General features: G+C 58.9%; 18 protein-coding genes and 1 pseudogene. 5 read left to right on the top strand and 14 right to left on the bottom strand.

The genetic code is table 11. The annotated features are described in order from the left end of the window. Positions 1–73 precede the first annotated feature (73 nt). From tnpA to MUU53_RS16500, 9 genes and pseudogenes are all read right to left on the bottom strand, one after another. Positions 74–364: pseudogene (gene tnpA, locus MUU53_RS16540) on the bottom strand (IS200/IS605 family transposase); the annotation flags it as partial. Positions 365–523: 159 nt separating this feature from the next. Beyond that, a complete protein-coding gene (locus MUU53_RS16535; protein ID WP_247261880.1) occupies positions 524–1,402 on the bottom strand; it encodes a cytochrome c1 in 879 nt (292 codons plus the stop codon). 22 nt (positions 1,403–1,424) lie between these two features. Continuing rightward, complete coding sequence (locus MUU53_RS16530; protein ID WP_247261879.1) at positions 1,425–2,696, bottom strand: cytochrome b; 1,272 nt, start codon at positions 2,694–2,696, stop codon at positions 1,425–1,427. 11 nt (positions 2,697–2,707) lie between these two features. Then, a complete protein-coding gene (gene petA / locus MUU53_RS16525; RefSeq protein ID WP_062554737.1) occupies positions 2,708–3,286 on the bottom strand; it encodes a ubiquinol-cytochrome c reductase iron-sulfur subunit in 579 nt (192 codons plus the stop codon). A gap of 390 nt (positions 3,287–3,676) precedes the next feature. Beyond that, positions 3,677–5,545: an ABC transporter ATP-binding protein gene (locus MUU53_RS16520; RefSeq protein ID WP_247261878.1), complete on the bottom strand. Its 1,869-nt coding sequence runs from the start codon at positions 5,543–5,545 to the stop codon at positions 3,677–3,679. Positions 5,546–5,650: 105 nt separating this feature from the next. After that, entirely contained in the window at positions 5,651–6,688 is a 1,038-nt protein-coding gene (locus MUU53_RS16515) for an ABC transporter ATP-binding protein (protein WP_247261877.1), read from the bottom strand. Further along, positions 6,685–8,250: an ABC transporter permease gene (locus MUU53_RS16510; RefSeq protein ID WP_377307187.1), complete on the bottom strand. Its 1,566-nt coding sequence runs from the start codon at positions 8,248–8,250 to the stop codon at positions 6,685–6,687. The genes MUU53_RS16515 and MUU53_RS16510 overlap by 4 nt, the downstream gene beginning before the upstream one ends. A gap of 153 nt (positions 8,251–8,403) precedes the next feature. After that, a complete protein-coding gene (locus MUU53_RS16505) occupies positions 8,404–9,411 on the bottom strand; it encodes an iron ABC transporter substrate-binding protein (protein WP_247261876.1) in 1,008 nt (335 codons plus the stop codon). A gap of 198 nt (positions 9,412–9,609) precedes the next feature. Continuing rightward, on the bottom strand, positions 9,610–11,469 hold the full coding sequence (locus MUU53_RS16500; RefSeq protein WP_247261875.1) for an ABC transporter ATP-binding protein: 1,860 nt from the start codon (positions 11,467–11,469) through the stop codon (positions 9,610–9,612). A 400-nt stretch (positions 11,470–11,869) separates the two neighbouring features. Between MUU53_RS16500 and MUU53_RS16495 the strand changes: the two genes are divergently transcribed. Beyond that, on the top strand, positions 11,870–12,334 hold the full coding sequence (locus MUU53_RS16495; protein ID WP_247261874.1) for a tRNA (cytidine(34)-2'-O)-methyltransferase: 465 nt from the start codon (positions 11,870–11,872) through the stop codon (positions 12,332–12,334). A gap of 154 nt (positions 12,335–12,488) precedes the next feature. Then, on the top strand, positions 12,489–13,733 hold the full coding sequence (locus MUU53_RS16490) for a hypothetical protein (protein ID WP_247261873.1): 1,245 nt from the start codon (positions 12,489–12,491) through the stop codon (positions 13,731–13,733). Between the two features lie 144 nt (positions 13,734–13,877). On the opposite strand, the gene MUU53_RS16485 is transcribed toward MUU53_RS16490, so the two are convergent. After that, entirely contained in the window at positions 13,878–14,834 is a 957-nt protein-coding gene (locus MUU53_RS16485) for a flagellin N-terminal helical domain-containing protein (RefSeq protein WP_247261872.1), read from the bottom strand. Positions 14,835–14,975: 141 nt separating this feature from the next. Beyond that, entirely contained in the window at positions 14,976–15,233 is a 258-nt protein-coding gene (locus tag MUU53_RS16480; protein WP_247261871.1) for a hypothetical protein, read from the bottom strand. Positions 15,234–15,382: 149 nt separating this feature from the next. Between MUU53_RS16480 and hemF the strand changes: the two genes are divergently transcribed. Then, on the top strand, positions 15,383–16,297 hold the full coding sequence (gene hemF, locus MUU53_RS16475; protein ID WP_247261870.1) for an oxygen-dependent coproporphyrinogen oxidase: 915 nt from the start codon (positions 15,383–15,385) through the stop codon (positions 16,295–16,297). Positions 16,298–16,758: 461 nt separating this feature from the next. Next, positions 16,759–16,959 carry a DUF1059 domain-containing protein gene (locus MUU53_RS16470; protein WP_247261869.1) on the top strand — a complete coding sequence of 67 codons (201 nt, stop codon included), beginning with the start codon at positions 16,759–16,761 and terminating at the stop codon, positions 16,957–16,959. 6 nt (positions 16,960–16,965) lie between these two features. On the opposite strand, the gene MUU53_RS16465 is transcribed toward MUU53_RS16470, so the two are convergent. From MUU53_RS16465 to MUU53_RS16455, 3 genes are read right to left on the bottom strand one after another with little or no spacing between them, the layout of a single operon-like run. Continuing rightward, positions 16,966–18,231, bottom strand: coding sequence for a CCA tRNA nucleotidyltransferase (locus MUU53_RS16465; protein ID WP_247261868.1), 1,266 nt, complete (start codon positions 18,229–18,231; stop codon positions 16,966–16,968). Next, positions 18,228–18,875 (bottom strand): CoA pyrophosphatase, encoded by a 648-nt coding sequence (locus tag MUU53_RS16460; protein WP_247261867.1) that lies wholly within the window; start codon positions 18,873–18,875, stop codon positions 18,228–18,230. The genes MUU53_RS16465 and MUU53_RS16460 overlap by 4 nt, the downstream gene beginning before the upstream one ends. Then, positions 18,872–19,495: a DUF1285 domain-containing protein gene (locus tag MUU53_RS16455; protein WP_247261866.1), complete on the bottom strand. Its 624-nt coding sequence runs from the start codon at positions 19,493–19,495 to the stop codon at positions 18,872–18,874. Before MUU53_RS16455 ends, MUU53_RS16460 begins: the two co-directional genes overlap by 4 nt. A gap of 174 nt (positions 19,496–19,669) precedes the next feature. Here MUU53_RS16455 and MUU53_RS16450 point away from each other — a divergent pair, with 174 nt between their 5' ends. Then, complete coding sequence (locus MUU53_RS16450; RefSeq protein ID WP_062553974.1) at positions 19,670–20,683, top strand: AAA family ATPase; 1,014 nt, start codon at positions 19,670–19,672, stop codon at positions 20,681–20,683. Positions 20,684–20,702: the final 19 nt, after the last annotated feature.

Genomic DNA, 20,702 nt, shown 5'->3' with positions numbered 1-20,702 from the left:
CAACTTCATGGGATTCGTCAAACTCGCAGCCATCGCCATCTGGCTCAAATAGCTAAATCGTCACTACCGCCTAGCGCCGTTTGCGGGCATATTTATTGGCGATGTAGAGCGCAGTCTTGCCCTTCAAAAAGCCAACCACATGCGCAACTGAATACTTCGGCGGGATCGAGATCAACATATGCACGTGGTCGGGCATAAGATGCCCTTCGTGGATCTCGCATTCCTTTTGTCGAGCAAGCCTATGCAAAAGCTCACCCAATTCACGACGCACGTCCCCGTAAAGGCGTTTCGTCCGGTATTTGCTTGCAAAAACGATATGGTACTTGCAGTCCCACGTCGCATGCGATTGCGATCGTTCTTCCATAAAACCTCCGTTTAACGTCTCGTCCGCGCTAACGGTCCAAGCCGGAGGTCTCTCCACTACGATGTAGAACTCGTCCAGTCCTCCACCGTAGGTGGAGGTTTACTTTGATTACAAAAAAGGCGGCCGAAGCCGCCTTTCTAGAGAATATGAGCGCTGGGCTCAATGTTCCTTGTTTGCATAAACCGACTTCTTCGTCAGGTAGACCAGGATCGTGAAGATCGCCAGGAAGACCATGACCATGAAACCGGTCCGCTTGCGCTCTTCGAGATGCGGCTCGGCAGCCCACATCAGGAAGGCCGAAACGTCCTTCGCATACTGGTCGAGCGTCTGCGGTGAACCGTCGTCATAGGTCACCTGGCCATCCGACAACGGTGGCGCCATGGCAAGCGCGACAGCATTGGCAAAATACGGGTTGAAATGCGTTCCCGTCGGAACGTCGACACCCTGCGGCGCTTCCTGGTAACCGGTCAGCAGCGAGTATATATAGTCCGGACCGCCTTCCTGATACTGCGTGAAGATGTCACCCACAAAGAGCGGGAAGCCACGGGTAATGCCACGCGCCTTGGCGATCAGCGAGAAGTCCGGCGGAGCTGCGCCACCATTGGCCGCTGCGGCGGCCTGCTTGTTCGGGAATGGTGACGGGAAGTGATCCGAAGGCACGGCCTTGCGGGTGAACATCTCACCATCATCATTCGGGCCGTCCTGAACTTCATATTCCGAAGCGAAGGCTTTCACCTGCGCTTCAGAGTAACCGAGGTTCTCAAGCGTTCTGAACGCCACCAGATTCATCGAGTGACAGGCGGCACAAACTTCCTTGTAGATCTTCAGGCCGCGCTGCAACTGACCTTTTTCGTATTTTCCAAACGGACCGGCAAAGGACCACTCAAGGTTCTTCGGCTTTAGGACGGGAAAGTGGCCACCCTGAATTGCGTGCTGCGTTGCTTCCGCCAGACCGTGTCCCTCTTCGGCCTGTGCCGAAGAGATGCCAAAGGCTGTAAGAGAGGCGACCAGAGCGAGGCTCGTTACAAGCTTTTTCATTATCGTTATCCTCTCTCTCGCTTCAGGCCTGAGCCGCCGCAGGTTTACCCTGCTTCTCGAGAACCGCTTCGGTAATCGAGTTTGGTATTCTGCGCGGCGTTTCCAGAAGGCCGAGAAGAGGCATGATGATGAGGAAGAAGCCGAAGTAGTAGGCCGTTCCGATCTGGGAGAAGATGACGTAGAGGCCATCCGCCGGCATGGCGCCGAGCCAGCCCAGCATGATGGAGTTGGCCACGAAGATCCAGAAGAACAGCTTGTACCAAGGACGATACACTGCGGAACGAACCTTCGACGTATCGAGCCACGGCAGGAAGAACAGCACGATGATCGCGCCGAACATCACCAGAACGCCACCGAGCTTGGAATCGATCGGGCCGACGTTGAAAGTGATTGCACGCAGCATGGCGTAGAACGGCAGGAAGTACCATTCCGGAACGATGTGTGCCGGGGTCTTCAGCGCATCCGCCATGATGTAGTTATCCGGGTGACCCAGATAGTTCGGCATGTAGAAGACGAACCAGGCATAGACCATCAGGAACACCGAAAGACCAAGAGCATCCTTCAACGTCGCGTAAGGCGTGAAGGGAACCGTATCGGTCTTGGTCTTGACTTCAACGCCCGTCGGGTTGGTCTGGCCCGTCACATGCAGCGCCCAGACGTGCAAGATGACAACGCCTGCGATCATGAACGGCAGCAGGTAATGCAGGGCGAAGAAGCGGTTCAGCGTCGGCTGGTCAACGGCAAAGCCGCCGAGCAGGAACTGCTGGATCCACTCGCCAACCAGCGGAAAAGCCGTGAAGAAGCCGGTGATGACCGTTGCACCCCAGAATGACATCTGGCCCCAGGGCAGAACATAGCCCATGAAGGCGGTTGCCATCATCAACAGGAAGATCACCACGCCGAGGATCCACAGGATTTCGCGGGGCGCCTTGTAGGAGCCGTAGTACAAGCCGCGGGCAATGTGCAGATACACCGCGATGAAGAAGAACGACGCGCCGTTGGCATGCATGTAGCGCAGCAGCCAGCCGTGGTTCACGTCGCGCATGATCTTTTCGACGGAATTGAAGGCGACGGTGACTTCCGCCGCATAATGCATGGCCAGAACCACACCGGTCAGGATCTGAACCACCAGCATCACGGCCAGCATGCCGCCGAAGGTGTAGGCGTAGTTCAGGTTGCGCGGAACAGGATAAGCGACGAAGCTGTCATACATCAGGCGAGGCAGGGGAAGCCGCGCGTCGATCCATTTTTCGACAGCCGTCGATGGTTGATAGTTGGAATGCCCACCACTCATGTCGTGTCCCCTCAGCCGATCCGGATCACAGTATCGGAAGCAAATGTAAATGTCGGAATTGCAAGGTTCTGCGGGGCCGGACCCTTGCGAATACGACCCGCCGTATCATAGTGCGAGCCGTGGCAAGGACAGAACCAGCCGCCGAAATCACCGGACTGGCCGAGCGGAACGCAACCCAGATGGGTGCAGGAGCCGACCATGACGATCCAGTTTTCCTTATCCTTGCCCGCGGAACGGTCCAGATCCGTTGCCTTGGCATCGGCCGCGAGGTTGGCGTTGCGCGCGACCGGGTCCTTGAGGTCCGCCAGAGCCACGGCCTTGGCTTCTTCAACTTCCTTCGGCGTGCGGTTGCGGATGAAGATGGGCTTGCCGCGCCACTTCACCGTCAGCGACATGCCCGGCTGGACGCTGGCCACGTTCACCTCGATGGAGGCGAGCGCAAGCGTCGAAGCATCAGGCCGCATCTGATCGATAAAGGGCCATGCAACCGCAACGGCACCAACCGCACCTGCCATACCTGTTGTCAAATAAAGGAAATCACGGCGTGTGGGCTCGCCCACGGTGCCGCTATTCGTGTCGTGCTCGCTCACGTTCAACCCATCCTCTGCGCAGAAATGTACTGAATTTGCATTGCCCCTCACCCTTGCGAGTCCAATTCGGACACAATTGGTCGCTATTCTCCCCGAAATTTGTCTAAGCGTGATCGGAGGATATGTCCAGCCTCCCCACTCAGCTAACGGCAGATTGTCGCGCCCAGAGGGCGCAACGCAACACCGCTCCCCCTGGAGCGATGATCACGGCACGCCCTGCCCCGGACCTTATCAACTGTCACTAGCATGATTCGCTGGAACGGGGCTGTGCGCCAGTGAGATAGAATGTCGCACATCTTGCGAATGTCAGGTTTGACCCCCATGAGGCCGCCCGCACACCACACTTGATATAGATCAAGGCGGGATGGCGTTCCTCAGAGAGTATGCGCTTCAGTCCGTGCCGGGCTCAACCGCAATAAACCCGCCGGATTGCCGCGCCCACAATTCAGAGTAGAGACCGCCGCTCGCGATCAGTTCCGCATGCGTGCCCTGCTCCGCGATGCGGCCCTTGTCCATCACGATCAGCCGGTCGAGAGCCGCGATGGTGGAGAGGCGATGGGCGATGGCAAGCACCGTCTTGCCCTGCATCAGCGCATCGAGATGCGCCTGAATGGCCGCCTCCACTTCCGAATCAAGCGCGGACGTCGCCTCGTCCAGAACGAGGATCGGGGCATCTTTCAGCATGACGCGCGCAATCGCAATACGCTGGCGTTGGCCGCCGGACAGCTTCACGCCGCGCTCTCCCACATGCGCATCAAAGCCCGTTCGGCCCCGCTGGTCCTGAAGCTTCTCGATAAAATCATAGGCTTCGGCGCGTTTTGCCGCCTGCACCAGCAAAGCCTCATTCGCATCCGGACGCCCGAACAGAATGTTGTCACGCACAGAGCGATGCAGCAGCGACGTATCTTGCGTGACCATGCCGATCTGAGCGCGCAGGCTCTCCTGGCGGACCTTCGAGATATCCTGCCCGTCGATGAGAATGCGGCCGCCTTCGAGGTCGTAGAAGCGCAGAAGCAGATTGACCAGGGTGGACTTTCCCGCGCCCGAACGCCCAACGATGCCCACCTTTTCGCCGGGGCGTATCGTGAGATTGAGATGCTCGAGCACGCCTTTCCCGCGACCATAGTGAAAGCTCACATCCTCGAAACGGATTTCCGGCTCGCGCACCACGAGCGCCGGGGCGTTTGGCGGATCTGCGAGATCGATCGGCTGCGAAATCAGGTCGGCCGCATTCTGCACGGTACCGTAGTTTCGCATGATGCCGTTGAACTGCGTCATCAGCCGCCCCAGCAGAAAATTCAGGCGAAGCACCAGCGCCAGCGTAAAGGCCACGGCACCGGAACTGATCCGCCCATCCAGCCAGAGATGGATGCACAGCGCGGCCATGCTGGTGATCATGACGCCGGACAGCAAAGCCATGGACGCGCGCACGCCGGTAATGAACCGCGTGAACATCAGCGTCGTGTTCTGGAAGACCTCGAAGCCCTCGCGCATATAGCGATCATTGGCTTCGTCACGCCCGAACAGGCGCAGCGTCTGGATATTGCTGTAGGCATCGACCATACGCCCGTTCAGCATGGATGCGGCCTCCGCCGTCTCGCGCGAATGGAAACGGATTCGCGGCACGAAATAGCGCGCAAGCATCGAGAAAATGCCGACCCAGACCAACACGATCACCGCAAGGCGCCAATCCAGACCGCCGACGAGCGTCAGCATCGAGACCGAATAAATGCCGACAAACCAGACACTTTCCATGAGGGAGGTCACGAGATCGCCGGTCGCCTGTCCGCCGGACCAGACCTTGGTGACGATGCGGCCCGCGAAATCGTTCTGGAAAAACGAGAGCGACTGGCGCGCCACGTGCTGGTAACTCTGCCAGCGCACGAGATTGTAAAATCCCGGCGTGATGATCTGCTGGTCCACCAGTGCATTGGCCATGGCGACAAGAAACCGGACAAGCGCAATCAGCACCAGCATGCCTGCCAGTTCCCAGCCGTGCGCGGCCAGAAGACCGGCCCATCCGGCGGCTCGGTCCGTTCCCGCCAGAATATCGACCAGCCGGCCTACAAACCAGAAGAGGGCCGCCTCGATGGCAGCCGTCATACCCCCCAGTACCAGCATGGCGACAAAGGGAGATTTGGCTTGGCGTATATAGAACCAGATGAAAGCGATGGTGCCGGATGGCGGGCGCAGATTGTCCTTGTGTGCGAAGGGATCTAGCCAGGTTTCGAAACGGCGCGCGATGGATGAAAATATCATGGAGCCCGATATAGGCGGATTCCATGAAGAGGCAAAGTTAAAGCCTCTTCATCTTGAGGCCAGACCATTGTGCAACCGGCTTGTCTTGCAACAGGTAAGAAAAAATCATGCCTCCAGGACGTGAGCCTTTTCCGCGACATCGAGACGCACATAGGAACCGGGTGACGGAAGCGCTACGCTGGAAGTCTTGATGCGAATAGGCGGCAGCGCTGCGCCATTCAGCGCAACGGCGATGGTGGAGGTCGCGCCTGAAAATTCCACATCGACAACCTGCCCCGTGGTGTCGTCGGAGCCGCTGTCGGTCGCGATACGGATCTGCTCGGGCCGAAGCATAATTTCCACCTTGCCCTTGTGATGACCGGCAATGGACACATTGCCCAGGGCGCAATTGGCGATGCTGCCCTTGGCAATGGCCGGAAGCAGCACGGCATCGCCCATGAAAAGAGCCGTGGCACGATCCTTCGGGTGGAAATAAAGCTCCTGCGGCGTGCCCGCCTGCACCACCCTGCCCTCGCGCATCACCACCACGCGATCGGCGAAGGAAAGCGCCTCCTCCTGGTCATGCGTCACCAGAATTGTGGTGACACCCGCCGACTGCAACAGACGAGATACCGTTTTGCGCATGTTCTCCCGCAGGCCGGTATCCAGCGCGGAGAATGGCTCGTCCAGCAGCATCAGGCGCGGACGACAGGCCAGCGCACGGGCAAGCGCCACACGCTGCTGCTGACCGCCGGACAGCTGGTGCGGACGGCGCGACAGCATGCCCTGATCCAGTTCCACCATATCCAGCAGGGAGAGAATTCGCTCGTTGCGCTGGCGGTCCGTGCGGGAAATGCCGAAGCCGATATTGTCCGCAACCGTCAGGTGGGGAAACAGCGCGCCATCCTGAGCGACGATACCAATCGAACGAAGATGTGCCGGCACGCTTGTCTCGGCGTCAGCCAGCAGCTCGCCACCAACTGAAACGTGCCCGCTATCCGGCGTCTCGAAACCCGCAATCATCCGCAGAAGCGTCGTCTTGCCGGAGCCGGAGGGGCCAACGACGGCGGTGCGCATGCCGGACATGGCTTCGACACTCACCTGATCCAACGCCTGCACCTTGCCATAGCGCTTGGAGACGTTTTCGATGGAAAGCACGGTCATTGTCCCGCCACCCGCTTGGATTGGAGATGAAGATAGAGCGTCATCGGCATGGAAAGCACCACCATCATCACCGCATAGGGCGCGGCGGAAACATAGTCGATCTCGCTCGTCAACGACCAGAAGCGGGTGGCGAGCGTATCCACGCCAAGCGGCGAAAGCATCAGCGTTGCCGTCAACTCATTGGCGATGCCGAGAGCGGCGAGTGCCACGCTGGCCGCGGCTCCCGGTGCCGCAAGCCGGAAGGTAATCTCGAACACTGCCCGCCGCGGTGGTCGCCCAAGCGCGGTCGCAGCTCGCTCCAGCTCCACCGGCGCCTGCGCAATGCTGGCGCGCAAGCCCACCATGGCGCGCGGCAGAAAAAGAAGAACATAGGCCGCCAGAAGTGTAGCGAAGGTCTGGTAAAGCGGCATGAAGTAGCGCACCGTGACAGTCACCAGCGCCAGCGCCACGACGACACCCGGAAGTGAGCCGACATAGTAGTGGCACGCTTCCAGAACCCGCTGCACACGGCCGGGCGCCCGCACGGAGAGCCACGCCATAGGTGCGGCCAGAGCGGTCGCCAGCACACCGCCGACCAGGGACAGCACAAGTGTCTGAAGCAGGGCGTTGCCCAGCATATCGGCCTGCCAGATGGCAAGTCCGCCCAGCCACATCCAGCGCCCCAATGTGTAGAGCGGTACACCGATGGCAAGACCGGCGACGAGGATTGGCAGCAGGAGGCACGGCAGGGTCAGCGCGCCGAGTGCATGAACGACGGACGGACGGGCAGTGCCTGTGCCAACCCGCGCATAGCGCTCGTTGCCGCGCAGGATTATTTCCAGCAGCAGAAGAAGCAGGCAGCAGAGCACCAGAACCCCGCCCAGCATGTTGGAGGCAGGGCTGTTATAGGAAGACTGGAACTGATCGACGATGGCAGTCGCGAAGGTATCGAAGCGGATCATCACGAACAGCCCGTATTCGGACAGCAGATGCAGCGCAATCAGCAATGAGCCGCCGCAGATGGCAAGGCGAAGCTGCGGCAGGACCACACGAAGAAAGACCCGGAGCGGTGACAGGCCAAGCGACGCACCGGCATCTTCCAGCGCGGGATCGAGCCTGCGAAGCGAGGCGGCAACCGGCAGATAGAGAAATGGATAATAGGCGAGGACCGCCACGAAGACGGCACTCCACAGGCCACGCATGCCGGGCAGGAACGTGATCCAGGCATAGCTGTGAACGAAAGCCGGAATGGCAAGCGGCGCGACCGCAAGCCCCGAAAAGAAACGCCGAAACGGCAGATCCGTCCGCTCCGTCAGCCAGGCAAGACCCACCGCTACGACAATCGAGATCGGGATGGTGACGACTTCGAGGTAGACCGTGTTGATCAGCAGTTCGCCAACGCGGGGACGAAACACCAGTTCGCGCACTGTTTCCCAGCCGACATCGAAAGTCACCAGCACAATGAAACCAAGCGGCAGCAGGCTGAAAAGCGCGACACAAAGCGCCAGCAGCGTCGCAACCGGATGCGGACGGAGCGCTGGCAGAAACCGATGTCCGCCGGTGCGGCCGCTTGACCGCCTCAGCGATGAGGCATGCTGCAACAAGGGTTCGCTCGCTCCGTTCAGGCCACGCTCTCAAAACAGCGGGGGAAATGCCAAAACGACCGGGCCTTGCGGCCACGGTCGCTTAATCTGATTAGAAGTTTGTCGGTCAGAACTCAACAGGCTTGAAGCCGATCAGAGAATACCCGCCGCCGTCATGAGTTCGACAACCTTCTTGCTGTCCAGCTTGGAGGCGTCCACCTTGGGCGCCTGAAGGTCCTTGATCGGCACCAGCTTGGCATTGGCATCGCCGTTGATGGCGTATTCGAAGGAGGTGCCGTTCTTCAGAATATCCTGTCCGCCCTGACCGGTTACGAACTTCAGGAATTCCTGCGCTTCCTTCTGATGCTTGCTGGATTTCAGAACACCACCACCGGAAACGCTCAGGAACGCGCCCGGATCCTGATTGCGGAAGTAGTGCAGGCCGACATTCTTGCTGTTCTCGCCGGTCTTGGCCTGATCACCGAACCAGTAATAGTGATAGATGACCGCACCTTCGACTTCGTGCGCGTTGACGGCCTTTATGGCAACGCTGTTGCCCTTGTAGGCAACGGAATTCTCTTTCATTGCCTTCAGCCACTGCGCGGTTGCCTGCTCGCCCTTCGTTGCAAGAAGAGCGCCGACGATCGCCTGGAAATCGGCACCGGCGGGAGATGCACCCCAGCGTCCCTTCCACGCCGGATCGGCGAGATCCAGCATGGACTTCGGCAGCTTGTCTTCCGTCAGCTTCGTCTTGTCATAGGCAAAGACGGTGGAGCGGCCGGCAATACCCGTCCAGTTTCCATTGGCAGGACGGAACTGTTCCGGAACCTGGGCGAGCGTGGCAGCATCCACCGGCGCGAAGAGACCAGCCCCATCGACCAGCGTCATGGCGGGAGAATTCTCGGTCAGGAACACATCCGCCGGAGACGCCGCACCTTCCTGGATCAACTGATTGGCGAACTGCATGTCGCCACCCTGGCGCATGGTTACCTTGATGCCGGTTGCCTTGGTAAAGGCTTCGATCCACTCGCGACCGAGACTCTCGTGCTGGGCATTGTAGACGACGATGCCTTCGCCATCCGCAGCATGGACAATGCCCGCAAAACCGGTGCCTGCAAGCGCAATGGCAAACAGCGTGGACAAGCGGCTGACTGACTTCATCGATAAATCTCCTTCAACGAGACCTGCGGCTCCACAGGCGTGAGGCTCTATAGATTTATTTGATTGTAACTTTCAAGTTTGAACACGTCCTCATACAGGGAAATTGGACGATCTGCGTCAAGATATCGCCGCACCAGATAGGATGCAGCGATCAGAGGATGAGAAGCGCTTTGAATTTCTCGCTTCGATTGAGGCGACCTATTCGGCCGCCTCGGTCTCTTCTTCGGTATCCTCATCGCCGAGGAAGCCGCCGGACTGGCGGTTCCACAGATCGGCATAGACTCCGCCGCGGCCCACCAGTTGGGTATGCGTTCCCTGCTCGATGATCCGACCCTGATCCAGAACGATCAGGCGATCCATCTGGGTCAGCGTGGAGAGCCGGTGTGCGATTGCAATCACCGTCTTGTCCTCGATCAGCTTGAACAGACTTTCCTGAATGGCCGCTTCCACTTCGGAATCGAGCGCGGAGGTCGCCTCGTCCAGAATGAGAATGGGCGCATCCTTGAGGAACACGCGCGCAATCGCGATACGCTGGCGCTGGCCACCGGAGAGCTTGACACCTCGCTCGCCCACATGGGCGCTCAAGCCCGTCCTGCCCTGCTGGTCGACGAGCGTCTGGATGAATTCCCAGGCATTGGCCCGCTTTGCGGCCTCGATAACGTCCTCATCGGTCGCCTCGGGACGGCCATAGGCAATGTTGTCGCGGATCGATCGATGAAGCAGAGAAGTGTCCTGCGTCACCACGCCGATTTTTGCCCGCAGACTGTCCTGCTGGACCTGCGAGATATCCTGCCCGTCGATCAGGATCTGGCCCTTTTCGACATCGTAGAACCGCAGCAGCAGGTTCATCAGCGTTGTCTTGCCGGCACCGGAGCGACCGACAAGGCCGACTTTTTCACCTGCCTGAATCGTCAGCGAAAAGTCTTCGATCACGCCCTTCTTCTTGCCGTAGTGGAAACGGACGCCATCGTAGACGATTTCCCCCTTCGGGACAGTGAGCGCCTTGGCCGCAGGCTTGTCAACGATGTCATGCGGCTTGGTCATCATGCCCATGCCGTCATAGATCGTGCCGATACTCTCAAACAGCGCCGCCACTTCCCACATGATCCATTGCGACATGCCGTTGATGCGCATAGAAAGGCCAATGGCAACAGCAATGGCGCCAACCGAGACATTGCCCTGCAACCAGAACCAGATGCCGAGCGCGGCAACGGAGAACTGAACAAGCGCGTTGTTAACATCGACCGCCATGTTGAGCAGAGAAATCTGCCGCATCTGGCGATGAACCGTGCCCAGGAACTCATCCATGCCTTCTCGCGCATAGGTCTCCTCACGTCCGGCATGGGAGAAGAGCTTCACCGTGGCAATGTTGGTGTAGCTATCCACGATCCGGCCCGTCATCATGGAGCGCGCATCCGCCTGCTCGCTGGAACTCTTCCGCAGCCGCGGAATGAAGAAGCGCAGGATCAGCCCGTATATGACAATCCACACAACCAGCGGCACGCCCAGGCGCCAGTCCACTGTCGCGACCAGCGCAAGCATGGAGACGAAGAAGCTAATGGCGTAGACGAAGACGTCGATGATCTTGATCGTGCCCTCGCGCACGGCAAGCGCCGTCTGCATGACCTTCGTGGACACGCGACCGGCAAATTCGTTGGCAAAGAAGGTCATGGAGTGACGCAGCAGGAAGCGGTGCATCTGCCAGCGCGCAATCATGGGGAAGTTGCCGGCCAGCACCTGGTGCATGGTCAGCGTATGCACGATGCCAAAGGCAGGCAAAGCCAGCAGCAGAAGCGCCGCCATGCCAGCCAAACGCCATCCTTCGTTGGCGAGGAAAGTCGCGCGGTCGGCATTGCTCAACCAATCCACGATATTGCCGAGGAACTGGTAGAGAAACACTTCCAGGACGGCGATGCCCATGGAGCAGATGCCAAGCAGCAAAAGCCAGGGCCAGACCGGCTTGGTGTAATACCAGCAAAACGCCAGCAGGCCCTTCGGAGGCAATGCGGGTTCACCCGCTGGATAAGGGTTCACACGTTTTTCGAACCAGGAAAACATGATGTAAGGCTCCGTCGATCGGAACGCATTGCCGCCGTCCCGTGCACTTGGTGCGGGACATGGTGAGGCAAATGCAGAATTCAATTGGCGAGGCCATGATGCGGCCACGAGACGAAATGAAAGGGAAGTTTGGCGAGAACCGTTAAGCGCTCACACCATTGCCACAAGATTGGGCCGGAGAAGGCGCATACGCACGGTCATATCCATGTAGGGCCTCCTTGTCTGGTGTGCTGGTTGTCTAGCGCTCAGGATGCGAAGCGTGTAGCACCTCCGGGAAAAATTGGAAAGCCGCAATCTCGGAGTGCCCTTGAAAGTCAGCGATCGTGTGAATGTCGCGTGACAGGCCCTGTGGATGAGGCAAACCCCAATACGTCTTCTATCCCTGACTTGGTGACCCCGCATGACCACAGCCCTGCGTATCGCGCTCTATCAGCCGGATATTCCCGGCAACACCGGCACCATCCTCCGCCTCGCAGCCTGCATGGGCATCGGCGTCGACATCATCGAGCCCGCCGGCTTTGTGCTGTCAGACAAGAACCTGAAAAGAGCCGGCATGGATTATCTCGCAAGCGTCACCATGACGCGTCACGTCAACTGGCAGCGGTTCGACGCGTGGCGGCTGAGCGAAGGCCGCAGGCTTGTGCTGGCATCGACAAAGGCTGCCGAGCGCTACACCGATTTTGTCTATGCTGAAAACGACATACTGCTCTTCGGCAGGGAAAGCGCGGGCGTGCCGGATGATGTTCACGATACGGCCGACGCGCGGATTATCATACCCATGGTCGAAGGACAGCGATCCATCAATGTGGCCATGTCCGCAGCCATGATTACCGGCGAGGCTCTGCGGCAAATCGCCTGGCGGTAAAAAGCAGCTACAGGTAGTATTGGCGAACGCGAAGGATTATGACACACTCTGTGTGCAGCGCACAATTGTGGTGGCGTATGTGGGCGTGAGCGTCTTGCCGCACCAGTGTCACGAACATAATTTACGAACGAACACCGAAACCGGAGACACGTCGATGTTCCCTTCAGCATTTACGCATAACATCACGCAGATTGCCCGTACTCTCAGCATGCCGGAGCGTTTCCAGCACTCGCCTTTGCGCAATCTTTCTCTGGAACATCTTCGCCGCCGCAATGCCACGCTCGACACCCTGTTCTATGATGTCAAATGTGTGTCGGCAGAAGAAGCATTCTACATCAGTAGTTGTCTCGCGGCAGAGGGCGCGATCCTCATCGTGCCACCGACGGGCGCAGAGCCACTACGGCTTTGCGATACCGTGGATGATTTCTTTCTGGCGGGCGGAGCAAAGATCGAGACACTGGCGATTGCCGGTGTTGGCAGCTCTGCTCTCGGTTCCGCGGCGCTTGGCCGCAATATCGCAGATGCGACAGGAAAACCGGTAGCCGTTGTCATTTCGGGTTATGGCATTGCAGATGCGGTCACGGAAGCCATGGGCGGAAGTTTCCTGTTCGGCTACATGAACTCAGTGCGCCACGCTTTCGAACGACTGGATGAATTCTTCGGACGTCCGCAATTCGGGGTCGCAACGCGTCTTAGCACAGACAAGCTTTGCCAGGGCAGCCTGGACACACAGACCGTACGGGCTCTACTTGTCGATCCCCGTCTATCGCTGAAGCTCATCGTCGGCCATTCGAAAGGCAACCTGGTTCTAGCGGAAGCGCTAAGCGATCTAGCGGACAATGAAGAAGGACATGCGCGGCGATTAGCTGAAGCGCTCACGATCGTGACGATCAGCGCCCGCATCGCCATGCCGCTCCCGTTCAGGAATGCTATCGACATCATGGGCGAATGGGATTGGTTCGGCGAACTCAATTCACGGAAGTCCGTGTCATCCGCCCACATCGTCCCGCAAGCAATGCATCATACGAACACGGAACTGCCGAACCATATTCCCGTCACCGCGGTCCTGGAAGAAGTGCTTGCCCGGGTTCCGGGCGCCGAGATCGTTCCCACTGTAATCGGGGTTGAAACAGATAAACCATCGGCTCAGCCGGAAACTGCGGAATCGACAACAAGCATGTCTACCGAGAACGCGGCGAGTACGCCCGTAGACAATACAGGAGCTGAGCAAGCGGATACGACGTATGAGCCGAGCCCTGTTGCCACCGATACGGACATAACACGGGAAACCCTTCTCGCAACAACGGCTCCCATCCCTGCAGTCGATGAGGCTGAGGAAAAACCCGTGGCGGCACCCCTTCCCTATAAGCCGAAGCGCGGCTTCCGGCGGGGCAAGTAGTCGTACGGCGATCAACGCGCGATCAATGGAAAGAATAAGCTGAAGGGGCCGGTAGAACGTTCTACCGGCCCCTTCTCTCGAACCACCTCCCTCGACATTACTAGGGACAAGGGGCATACCGAAGGCAGGTTCAAACACAAAAATCTATTGCAGGGCGCGAAGCGTAGCCGCCATGGTTACATTGGTAATATTGAGACCTGTTTCACGAAGCCTCGATTGAACTGACAGGGCAGCAAGCCTTGCAGCATCTTGCTCCATGCCGGTGTCGATCAAACCTCGGACATCGCCGCCGACATTCTCCATGATCCGCGCAACTGTCGCCGATGCGCCGCCGACACGAGCGCCCGCGGCATTTACGTCAACGGAAGCGTCCGTCAGGCCGCGCATCATGCTGCCAACAGCGGAAAGCATGCCTTCTATCTCATCATTCCCCACCGAGCGCGACACCGCTATTTCCCGGGACGATGGAGAAACTGCTATCTGGGCGCCTGCTTCGAGCAGGTGATAATCATAAGGCGCACCTGATCTTGTGATGCCGGAATAGGATCGCGTCAGCAGTCCGTCGCTCGCATCCTCCCTAGCAACGAGGGTGGTTTTCGCCGTATCGAAATCGATGATGTTTATCGCCACATCTCCATTACGATCAGAGCTGACGGAGCCGACCATCGACTGGACTTTGGGCACCTTACCTGCTTCGCTTTGAAGCCAGTTCTGGCCTTGGAAAGACCCCGCTTGGGTGATGTCCACCAGCCGTTCCTTCAAGTCGGAAAGGGCTGAGTTTACACCGTCTTTATCGACGCCGGGGGTCTTTGCGAGATAGAGCTTCGACTGAATGTCGGACATGACCTCGGTCGCGGCATCAAGCGCGACGGAGGCCTTGTCGGTCAACGCCGCAGACAGAGCCTGCGCATCCTCAACGCTGGAAAGAGAAATGCTGCTGGACTTCATCGTCGTTGCGATGGACCAGTAGGATTCACTACCTGCCGTTTCCGCGACCCAGCCTGCTGGCGCGGCCCGCTCTGACCTCACAGGCTGTGCGCGCGTCGCCTCGGTCCGCCCGGAAATCGGTAAACGGGTCAAGTCAGTGAGGATACTCGACATCAAAACTCCGCTGATCAGAAACGGCTACACATGACCGGTTCAGTGCACCTTTTAGCGAAGAATGTTTTTGGGTTCCGTTTCGGAAATATCTAAAGCTTTAACTAAGGATCCCTTCTTGGGAAGCATCCATCTCAAGCACAATCAATCAGCACTGGGCAGCCGCCGCATCGTGAATTCAATCTCGTCGCCGTCAAGCTGACGCCAGCTTTCAACCTCTGTCCAGTAGGCAGCCTTTGGGAAGGCATCGAACCACTCACGTGCCTTCTGGCGCGCTTCCGGTCTGGAAAGACGGAAGGTTTCCCGCACGAAATGGCTCTGACCGGCTTCACTCTGTGACTGCCGGTGTCGGTCGATCCGTCGTTTCAAGCCGTCGAGCGGCGGTGATGTGAATTTCGCCATGCGCTCTTACCTCTGACAGTCAGATAATAGCAGAAAGCGATAAAGCGAGTCGAATCATCTGCGACATCCGTTGTGATTGCGTCCGAGCGATTGCCTGTTTAGAACCCCTCCAATTCATTATGCGCGCATCAGCGGATTTGGAGGACAAAATGGAACGACCGCAGATTCCGATCGGCCTGCCCGACGACATCGAGGACAAGAAACTGCGGGCACGTCGCTGGTTCGAGCATCTGAGGGATGAAATCTGTGCATCGTTCGAGGCCCTCGAAGACGAACTGTCCGGCCCGTTGGCGGATCGCGCTCCAGGTCGCTTCCGACCGAAGGACTGGCTACGCGAAGGCGGCGCCGGTGGCGGTGGTCGCATGTCGATGATGGAAGGTCGCGTCTTCGAAAAGGTTGGCGTCCATACGTCCACTGTGCACGGCGAGTTCTCCGAGGAGTTCCGCAAGCAGATGCCGGGCGCATCCGAGGATGCGCGTTTCTGGGCATCCGGCATCTCGCTCATCGCGCACCCGGTGAACCCGAATGTTCCTGCCGTGCATATGAACACACGCATGGTCGTCACCTCTGGGCTCTGGTTCGGCGGCGGCGCGGATCTGACCCCCGTGCTCGACCGGCGCCGGACGCAGGACGATGCTGATTCGCAGGCTTTCCATCGCGCAATGGAAGAACCCTGTCGCAGACATGCACACGTTGCGGATTACGAGAAGTTAAAATTATGGTGCGACGAGTATTTCTTCCTCAAGCATCGCAACGAGGCACGCGGGATCGGCGGCATCTTCTTTGATTGGCTCTATCCCCGCGAGGAGGCTGGCGGTTGGGAGGCAAACTTCGCCTTCACACAGGATGTTGGAAAGGCATTTCGTGATATTTATCCACAGCTTGTCCGCAAGAACTTCAACACGGAATGGACCGAGCAGGACCGCGATGAGCAACTGGTTCGCCGCGGACGGTATGTGGAGTTCAATCTCCTCTACGACCGCGGAACGATTTTCGGCCTGAAGACCGGCGGTAACGTCGAGTCCATCCTGTCGTCCCTGCCCCCCTTGGTGAAATGGCCCTGACGCGCCCGTGAGGCGGTGTGACTGCAAAGTCCATTGACAAACTAGAGATCCATATCATCCTAATTGTGTCACTACACTGGAGGAGGATCATCATGGTCGCGTCAGGCAGCGTAGCAGTTCCCCCGAATACCCCTAGGCAGACAGAGACCCCTCGTTTGCTGGCAACTCCCGAACTGGTTGATCGATTGGCTGCGGAGCTTAGAGCTCGCAGTGACACAGACCTGCCCCATGCGTTTTATGTCGCGCAGGTTCGCCGGCAACTCGCATCGCAGGCGAATGAAAACATCCCCGGATCGTCGGAACCACAGCGTCGGGCGGGCTCAGCTCACCCCTCCGTTTTCCACGCCTGGGCGCTTTCGGACTAAGCATAGCCTATAGGAACCGGCAGGCTCCCCGCCCGTTTAGACCTCGGAGACACGTTGAGGAGCGCGTCTCCGAGCGTTGAAAACGGGAGATACATCATGAGACAGTTTGAATGCGGGACACTAGTTCCCGGTTGTGATTGGCATACACGCGCGGATCAGGACGCAGAAATTGTGCGCCGAGCTGTTGACCACATGCGCACGACCCATGGCGAAACCGTTATTCGCGAAACCATGGTCGAGCACATCAAGGAGCGTATCCGCGACGAACGTGCCGAGTCTGCACAACCCGCTGGCTGACAGCCGTCAGTCAGCCTGCTCAATGATTGCAGCCAGCCGGGTGGTCAATGCTGCCCGGTCGTCGACAAAATTGCGATCGACCCACTCGGCCTCGAGTTGCCCCAGCACCTTTCCGAATTTCGGACCCGGCGTCAGCCCCAGGTTAACAAGATCCGCACCGCTAACTGGAAATTGCGGCTTCACGAAAGCGATTGCCCGCTTCAACAGGCTGTCAAGCTTGGCCGCCTTCAGCATTTCGTCATTGTCATCAACAGCCTTGGCCCTTGCACTAGCCAGCGCCAGCCGCAGCCGCATGATGATCCCGGTCACGCCCTGCCGATAAAGCGCGCGATCGAGGGCGGCACCCGCCATATCAGGTGTGATTGAGGGCGCTGCGGCAAATGATTGAAGAGCCTCCGCCTCCGCGCGTGACAGGCGCAGCCTGTCCGCCATCACGCGAATACGCTCGCCGTCCGGCGGGATGATCGCCGCCAACCGTAGCATGGGATCCGGCTGCCATTTCAGAGCGGTCTCGGTCGCAACCAGACCATGGATCGCGTCGATGCCCCATTTTTCCGTTTCAGGCAGCACCGCTGTCAGCACGCCGGAGGTGCGCATCCACAACAGGGCGCGCGAAGGATCAGGCGCTGCCAGCAGCTTTCGCAGTTCAGACCACACACGCTCGGCAGACAGACTGTCCAGCTTGTCTTTGGCCCGTGCGCTGGCGCGCAGGCCATCGGCATCCGGTCTTCCCGATCCGTAATAGGCGAAGAACCGGAAGAACCGCAGGACGCGCAGGTAATCCTCGGCAATCCGCTGATGCGCATCTCCAATGAAGCGCAGCGTCTTTGTCTCGATATCCGGCAGACCGTTGACGAGATCGACGACCTCCCCATCGGCTGTCGCATAGAGCGCATTGATGGTAAAGTCTCGCCGCTCTGCATCCGCCTGCCAGTCAGTGCCGAAGTTCACCTTTGCGCGCCGCCCGTCAGTGTCCACGTCCTGCCGAAGCGTTGTGACCTCGAAGCCCCGTCCATCGATCACCAGGGTCACGGTTCCGTGGTCGATGCCGGTCGGCACTGCCTTGATGCCAGCCGCAGCCGCCCGTTCCATCACCACCTGCGGAAGATTGGTCGTGGCGAAATCGACATCACTGATCGGTGCGCCCATCAGGGCATTGCGCACCGCGCCGCCCACCACTCTTCCCTCGCCGCCATCAGTGTTCAACAAGGCAAACACCCGCTGGACAGCCGCATCCTGCAGCCAGGCCTCATGAGCAAGGTTCACCGTCATGCATAAAGCCTTTCATAAAGCGTGCGCAGAATGCCTGCGGTAATGCCCCAGATGTTCCATTCGCCATAGGGCATTCGGTAGAAATAATGGGTTGTACCGTTGAAATCGCGGCTGTCACGCTGATGATTGGCGGGGTCCATCAGGAAGGACAAGGGCACCTCGAATACATGTTCCACCTCTGTCGGGTTCAACTGAAGCTGAAAACCGCGTTCAACCACTGACAGCACAGGCGTGATGCGGAAGCCTGTAGCCGCAAAATAATCCGGCAATCGCCCCACCGGCTGAACAAAGCGTGGATCGAGACCGATTTCTTCCTCCGCCTCCCGCACGGCTGCCCTTTCAACGGAGCCATCCTCTGGATCAACAGCACCGCCCGGAAAGGCAATCTGTCCCGAATGCTTGCGCAATGTCGCGGTACGTTTCGTGAAAATGATCTTCGCGCCGTCGGCGTCATCGACAACTGGTATCAGCACTGCCGCATCCTTCAGCTTGCGGGCAGAAACCTCCGCAATGATCGCAGGGTTGAGTATGTGGTCCCCATGCTCGGCGGATGCGAGGTCAAGTGGGCTGCCCGACTGGTTGAGGGCGCGGCGCCGGAACTCGGCAGCGGAGTAGAAGGCTGGGTTCAGCAGCAGCTCGCTCATTGGCTCAATGCATCCAGTTCATCCGCGGGCATCACCGGAAAAAGACACGCGCCGGATCGTAGCGCGAACATCTCTCTGCCACCGATCTCGACGGTCTCGCCGCGTTCCACCAGATCATACATCACGGCACGCGAAACAAGCGCCTCCAGCCGCCCCCGAACCAGAACATAGGGCTTCAGCTGCCGCTTTTCACCGAGGATCTCGAAGCGGAGGGGATGCTTGGCATCGACAGAGACGAGGTCACCCACATTTGTGCGAAACGTGATGACCGGCAATCCTGCCTTGTCGGCCACATTCATCTCCACGGCCAGAAACGGCGCATCCTCCACGCGGATGCCGACTTTTTCCACAGGTGTGACGAGATAGGTCTTACCGTCCTCATCCTGGCGCAAAACCGTGGAAAACAGGCGCACCAGGGCCGGTCTGCCGATCGGGGTACCGAGATAGAACCAGGTACCATCGGCACGAATTTCCATATCCAGATCACCGCAAAAAGGCGGGTTCCAACGCTCGACAGGCGGTAATCCTCGTTCACGATTGCCGGTCTGATCGGCAGCGCGTGCGATCATGGCTGCCAGTCCCGCAGCGTCGCCTGCCGCTCTTATTGTCTCGTCTGCCATAATTTCATTCACGCTTGCTGTTAATGCAGTGCTCTGTCACGAGATAGTCATTCACAACGTCCTTGTCAGCCGCTATCGCGGGAATAAGTTGAAAAGGGCGAATTCTACACTTGATCGAGACGATTCGTTCGCCCGGCCTGATGCCGGGTCAGAAGAGCCAGATGGAGACCGAAAATGGGCGTCATGACTTCCACCGAAACTCCGCTGGACGAAAAGGCGATCGTCGCTGCCGCCGAGCAGGCGCTCGCCGACATCTCGACGGTTCGATCGGAAGTCTCCAAGGTCATCTTCGGCCAGGAGCACGTTGTCGAAAACACCCTTGTTGCAGTCCTCTCCGGTGGTCACGCCCTTCTCGTTGGCGTGCCGGGCCTTGCCAAGACGAAGCTCGTTACGACGCTTGGTACGGTACTGGGGCTAGATGCCAACCGCATCCAGTTCACGCCGGACTTGATGCCCTCGGATATCCTCGGCACCGAAGTGATGGATCAGGACGAGAACGGCCGCCGCTCTTTCCGTTTCGTCAAGGGTCCGGTCTTCGCGCAGCTTCTGATGGCGGACGAAATCAACCGTGCCAGCCCGCGCACCCAGTCGGCACTCCTGCAATCCATGCAGGAATATCACATCACTGTGGCTGGCCAGCGCTATGATTTGCCCTCGCCGTTCCACGTACTGGCAACACAGAACCCGCTGGAACAGGAAGGCACCTACCCGCTGCCGGAAGCGCAGCTCGACCGTTTCCTCCTTCAGGTGGATGTTCTCTACCCAGATCTCGCCGCCGAACGTCAGATCCTGCTCGATACCACCGGCATTGCCGAGGCACGGGCAACAAAGGTCATCGAGGCATCGCGCCTCCAGGAAATCCAGAAGCTCATTCGCCAGATGCCGGTAAGCGACAAGGTGGTGGATGCGATCCTGTCCCTCGTGCGCTCGGCCCGTCCCGGTCAGGGTAATACGATGACCGATCGTCATGTGGCCTGGGGGCCGGGTCCGCGAGCCGGTCAGGCACTGATGCTGTGCGCGCGCGCGCGTGCGCTTTACGAAGGCAGGCTCGCCCCCTCCATCGATGATGTGCACGCTCTTGCCGAACCTGTTCTCCAGCACCGCATGGCCCTGACATTTGCTGCGCGTGCCGAGGGCATGTCGGTGCGCGATGTCATCAGCGGCCTCGTCAAGCAATCGAATGCCTGAGTGGCGATCCTGTAACATG

It is taken from the genome of Affinirhizobium lemnae, assembly GCF_022968395.1.
Lineage (GTDB): Bacteria > Pseudomonadota > Alphaproteobacteria > Rhizobiales > Rhizobiaceae > Neorhizobium > Neorhizobium lemnae.
This window is presented reverse-complemented; position numbering and strand designations above follow the sequence as displayed.

Bases quoted from the DNA above. Each gene is read 5' to 3' on its own strand.
- MUU53_RS16535 (WP_247261880.1), bottom strand. From the start codon at position 1,402: ATGAAAAAGCTTGTAACGAGCCTCGCTCTGGTCGCCTCTCTTACAGCC.
- MUU53_RS16530 (WP_247261879.1), bottom strand. From the start codon at position 2,696: ATGAGTGGTGGGCATTCCAACTATCAACCATCGACGGCTGTCGAAAAA.
- MUU53_RS16520 (WP_247261878.1), bottom strand. From the start codon at position 5,545: ATGATATTTTCATCCATCGCGCGCCGTTTCGAAACCTGGCTAGATCCC.
- MUU53_RS16515 (WP_247261877.1), bottom strand. From the start codon at position 6,688: ATGACCGTGCTTTCCATCGAAAACGTCTCCAAGCGCTATGGCAAGGTG.
- MUU53_RS16505 (WP_247261876.1), bottom strand. From the start codon at position 9,411: ATGAAGTCAGTCAGCCGCTTGTCCACGCTGTTTGCCATTGCGCTTGCA.
- MUU53_RS16500 (WP_247261875.1), bottom strand. From the start codon at position 11,469: ATGTTTTCCTGGTTCGAAAAACGTGTGAACCCTTATCCAGCGGGTGAA.
- MUU53_RS16495 (WP_247261874.1), top strand. From the start codon at position 11,870: ATGACCACAGCCCTGCGTATCGCGCTCTATCAGCCGGATATTCCCGGC.
- MUU53_RS16490 (WP_247261873.1), top strand. From the start codon at position 12,489: ATGTTCCCTTCAGCATTTACGCATAACATCACGCAGATTGCCCGTACT.
- MUU53_RS16485 (WP_247261872.1), bottom strand. From the start codon at position 14,834: ATGTCGAGTATCCTCACTGACTTGACCCGTTTACCGATTTCCGGGCGG.
- MUU53_RS16480 (WP_247261871.1), bottom strand. From the start codon at position 15,233: ATGGCGAAATTCACATCACCGCCGCTCGACGGCTTGAAACGACGGATC.
- hemF (WP_247261870.1), top strand. From the start codon at position 15,383: ATGGAACGACCGCAGATTCCGATCGGCCTGCCCGACGACATCGAGGAC.
- MUU53_RS16470 (WP_247261869.1), top strand. From the start codon at position 16,759: ATGAGACAGTTTGAATGCGGGACACTAGTTCCCGGTTGTGATTGGCAT.
- MUU53_RS16465 (WP_247261868.1), bottom strand. From the start codon at position 18,231: ATGACGGTGAACCTTGCTCATGAGGCCTGGCTGCAGGATGCGGCTGTC.
- MUU53_RS16460 (WP_247261867.1), bottom strand. From the start codon at position 18,875: ATGAGCGAGCTGCTGCTGAACCCAGCCTTCTACTCCGCTGCCGAGTTC.
- MUU53_RS16455 (WP_247261866.1), bottom strand. From the start codon at position 19,495: ATGGCAGACGAGACAATAAGAGCGGCAGGCGACGCTGCGGGACTGGCA.
- MUU53_RS16450 (WP_062553974.1), top strand. From the start codon at position 19,670: ATGGGCGTCATGACTTCCACCGAAACTCCGCTGGACGAAAAGGCGATC.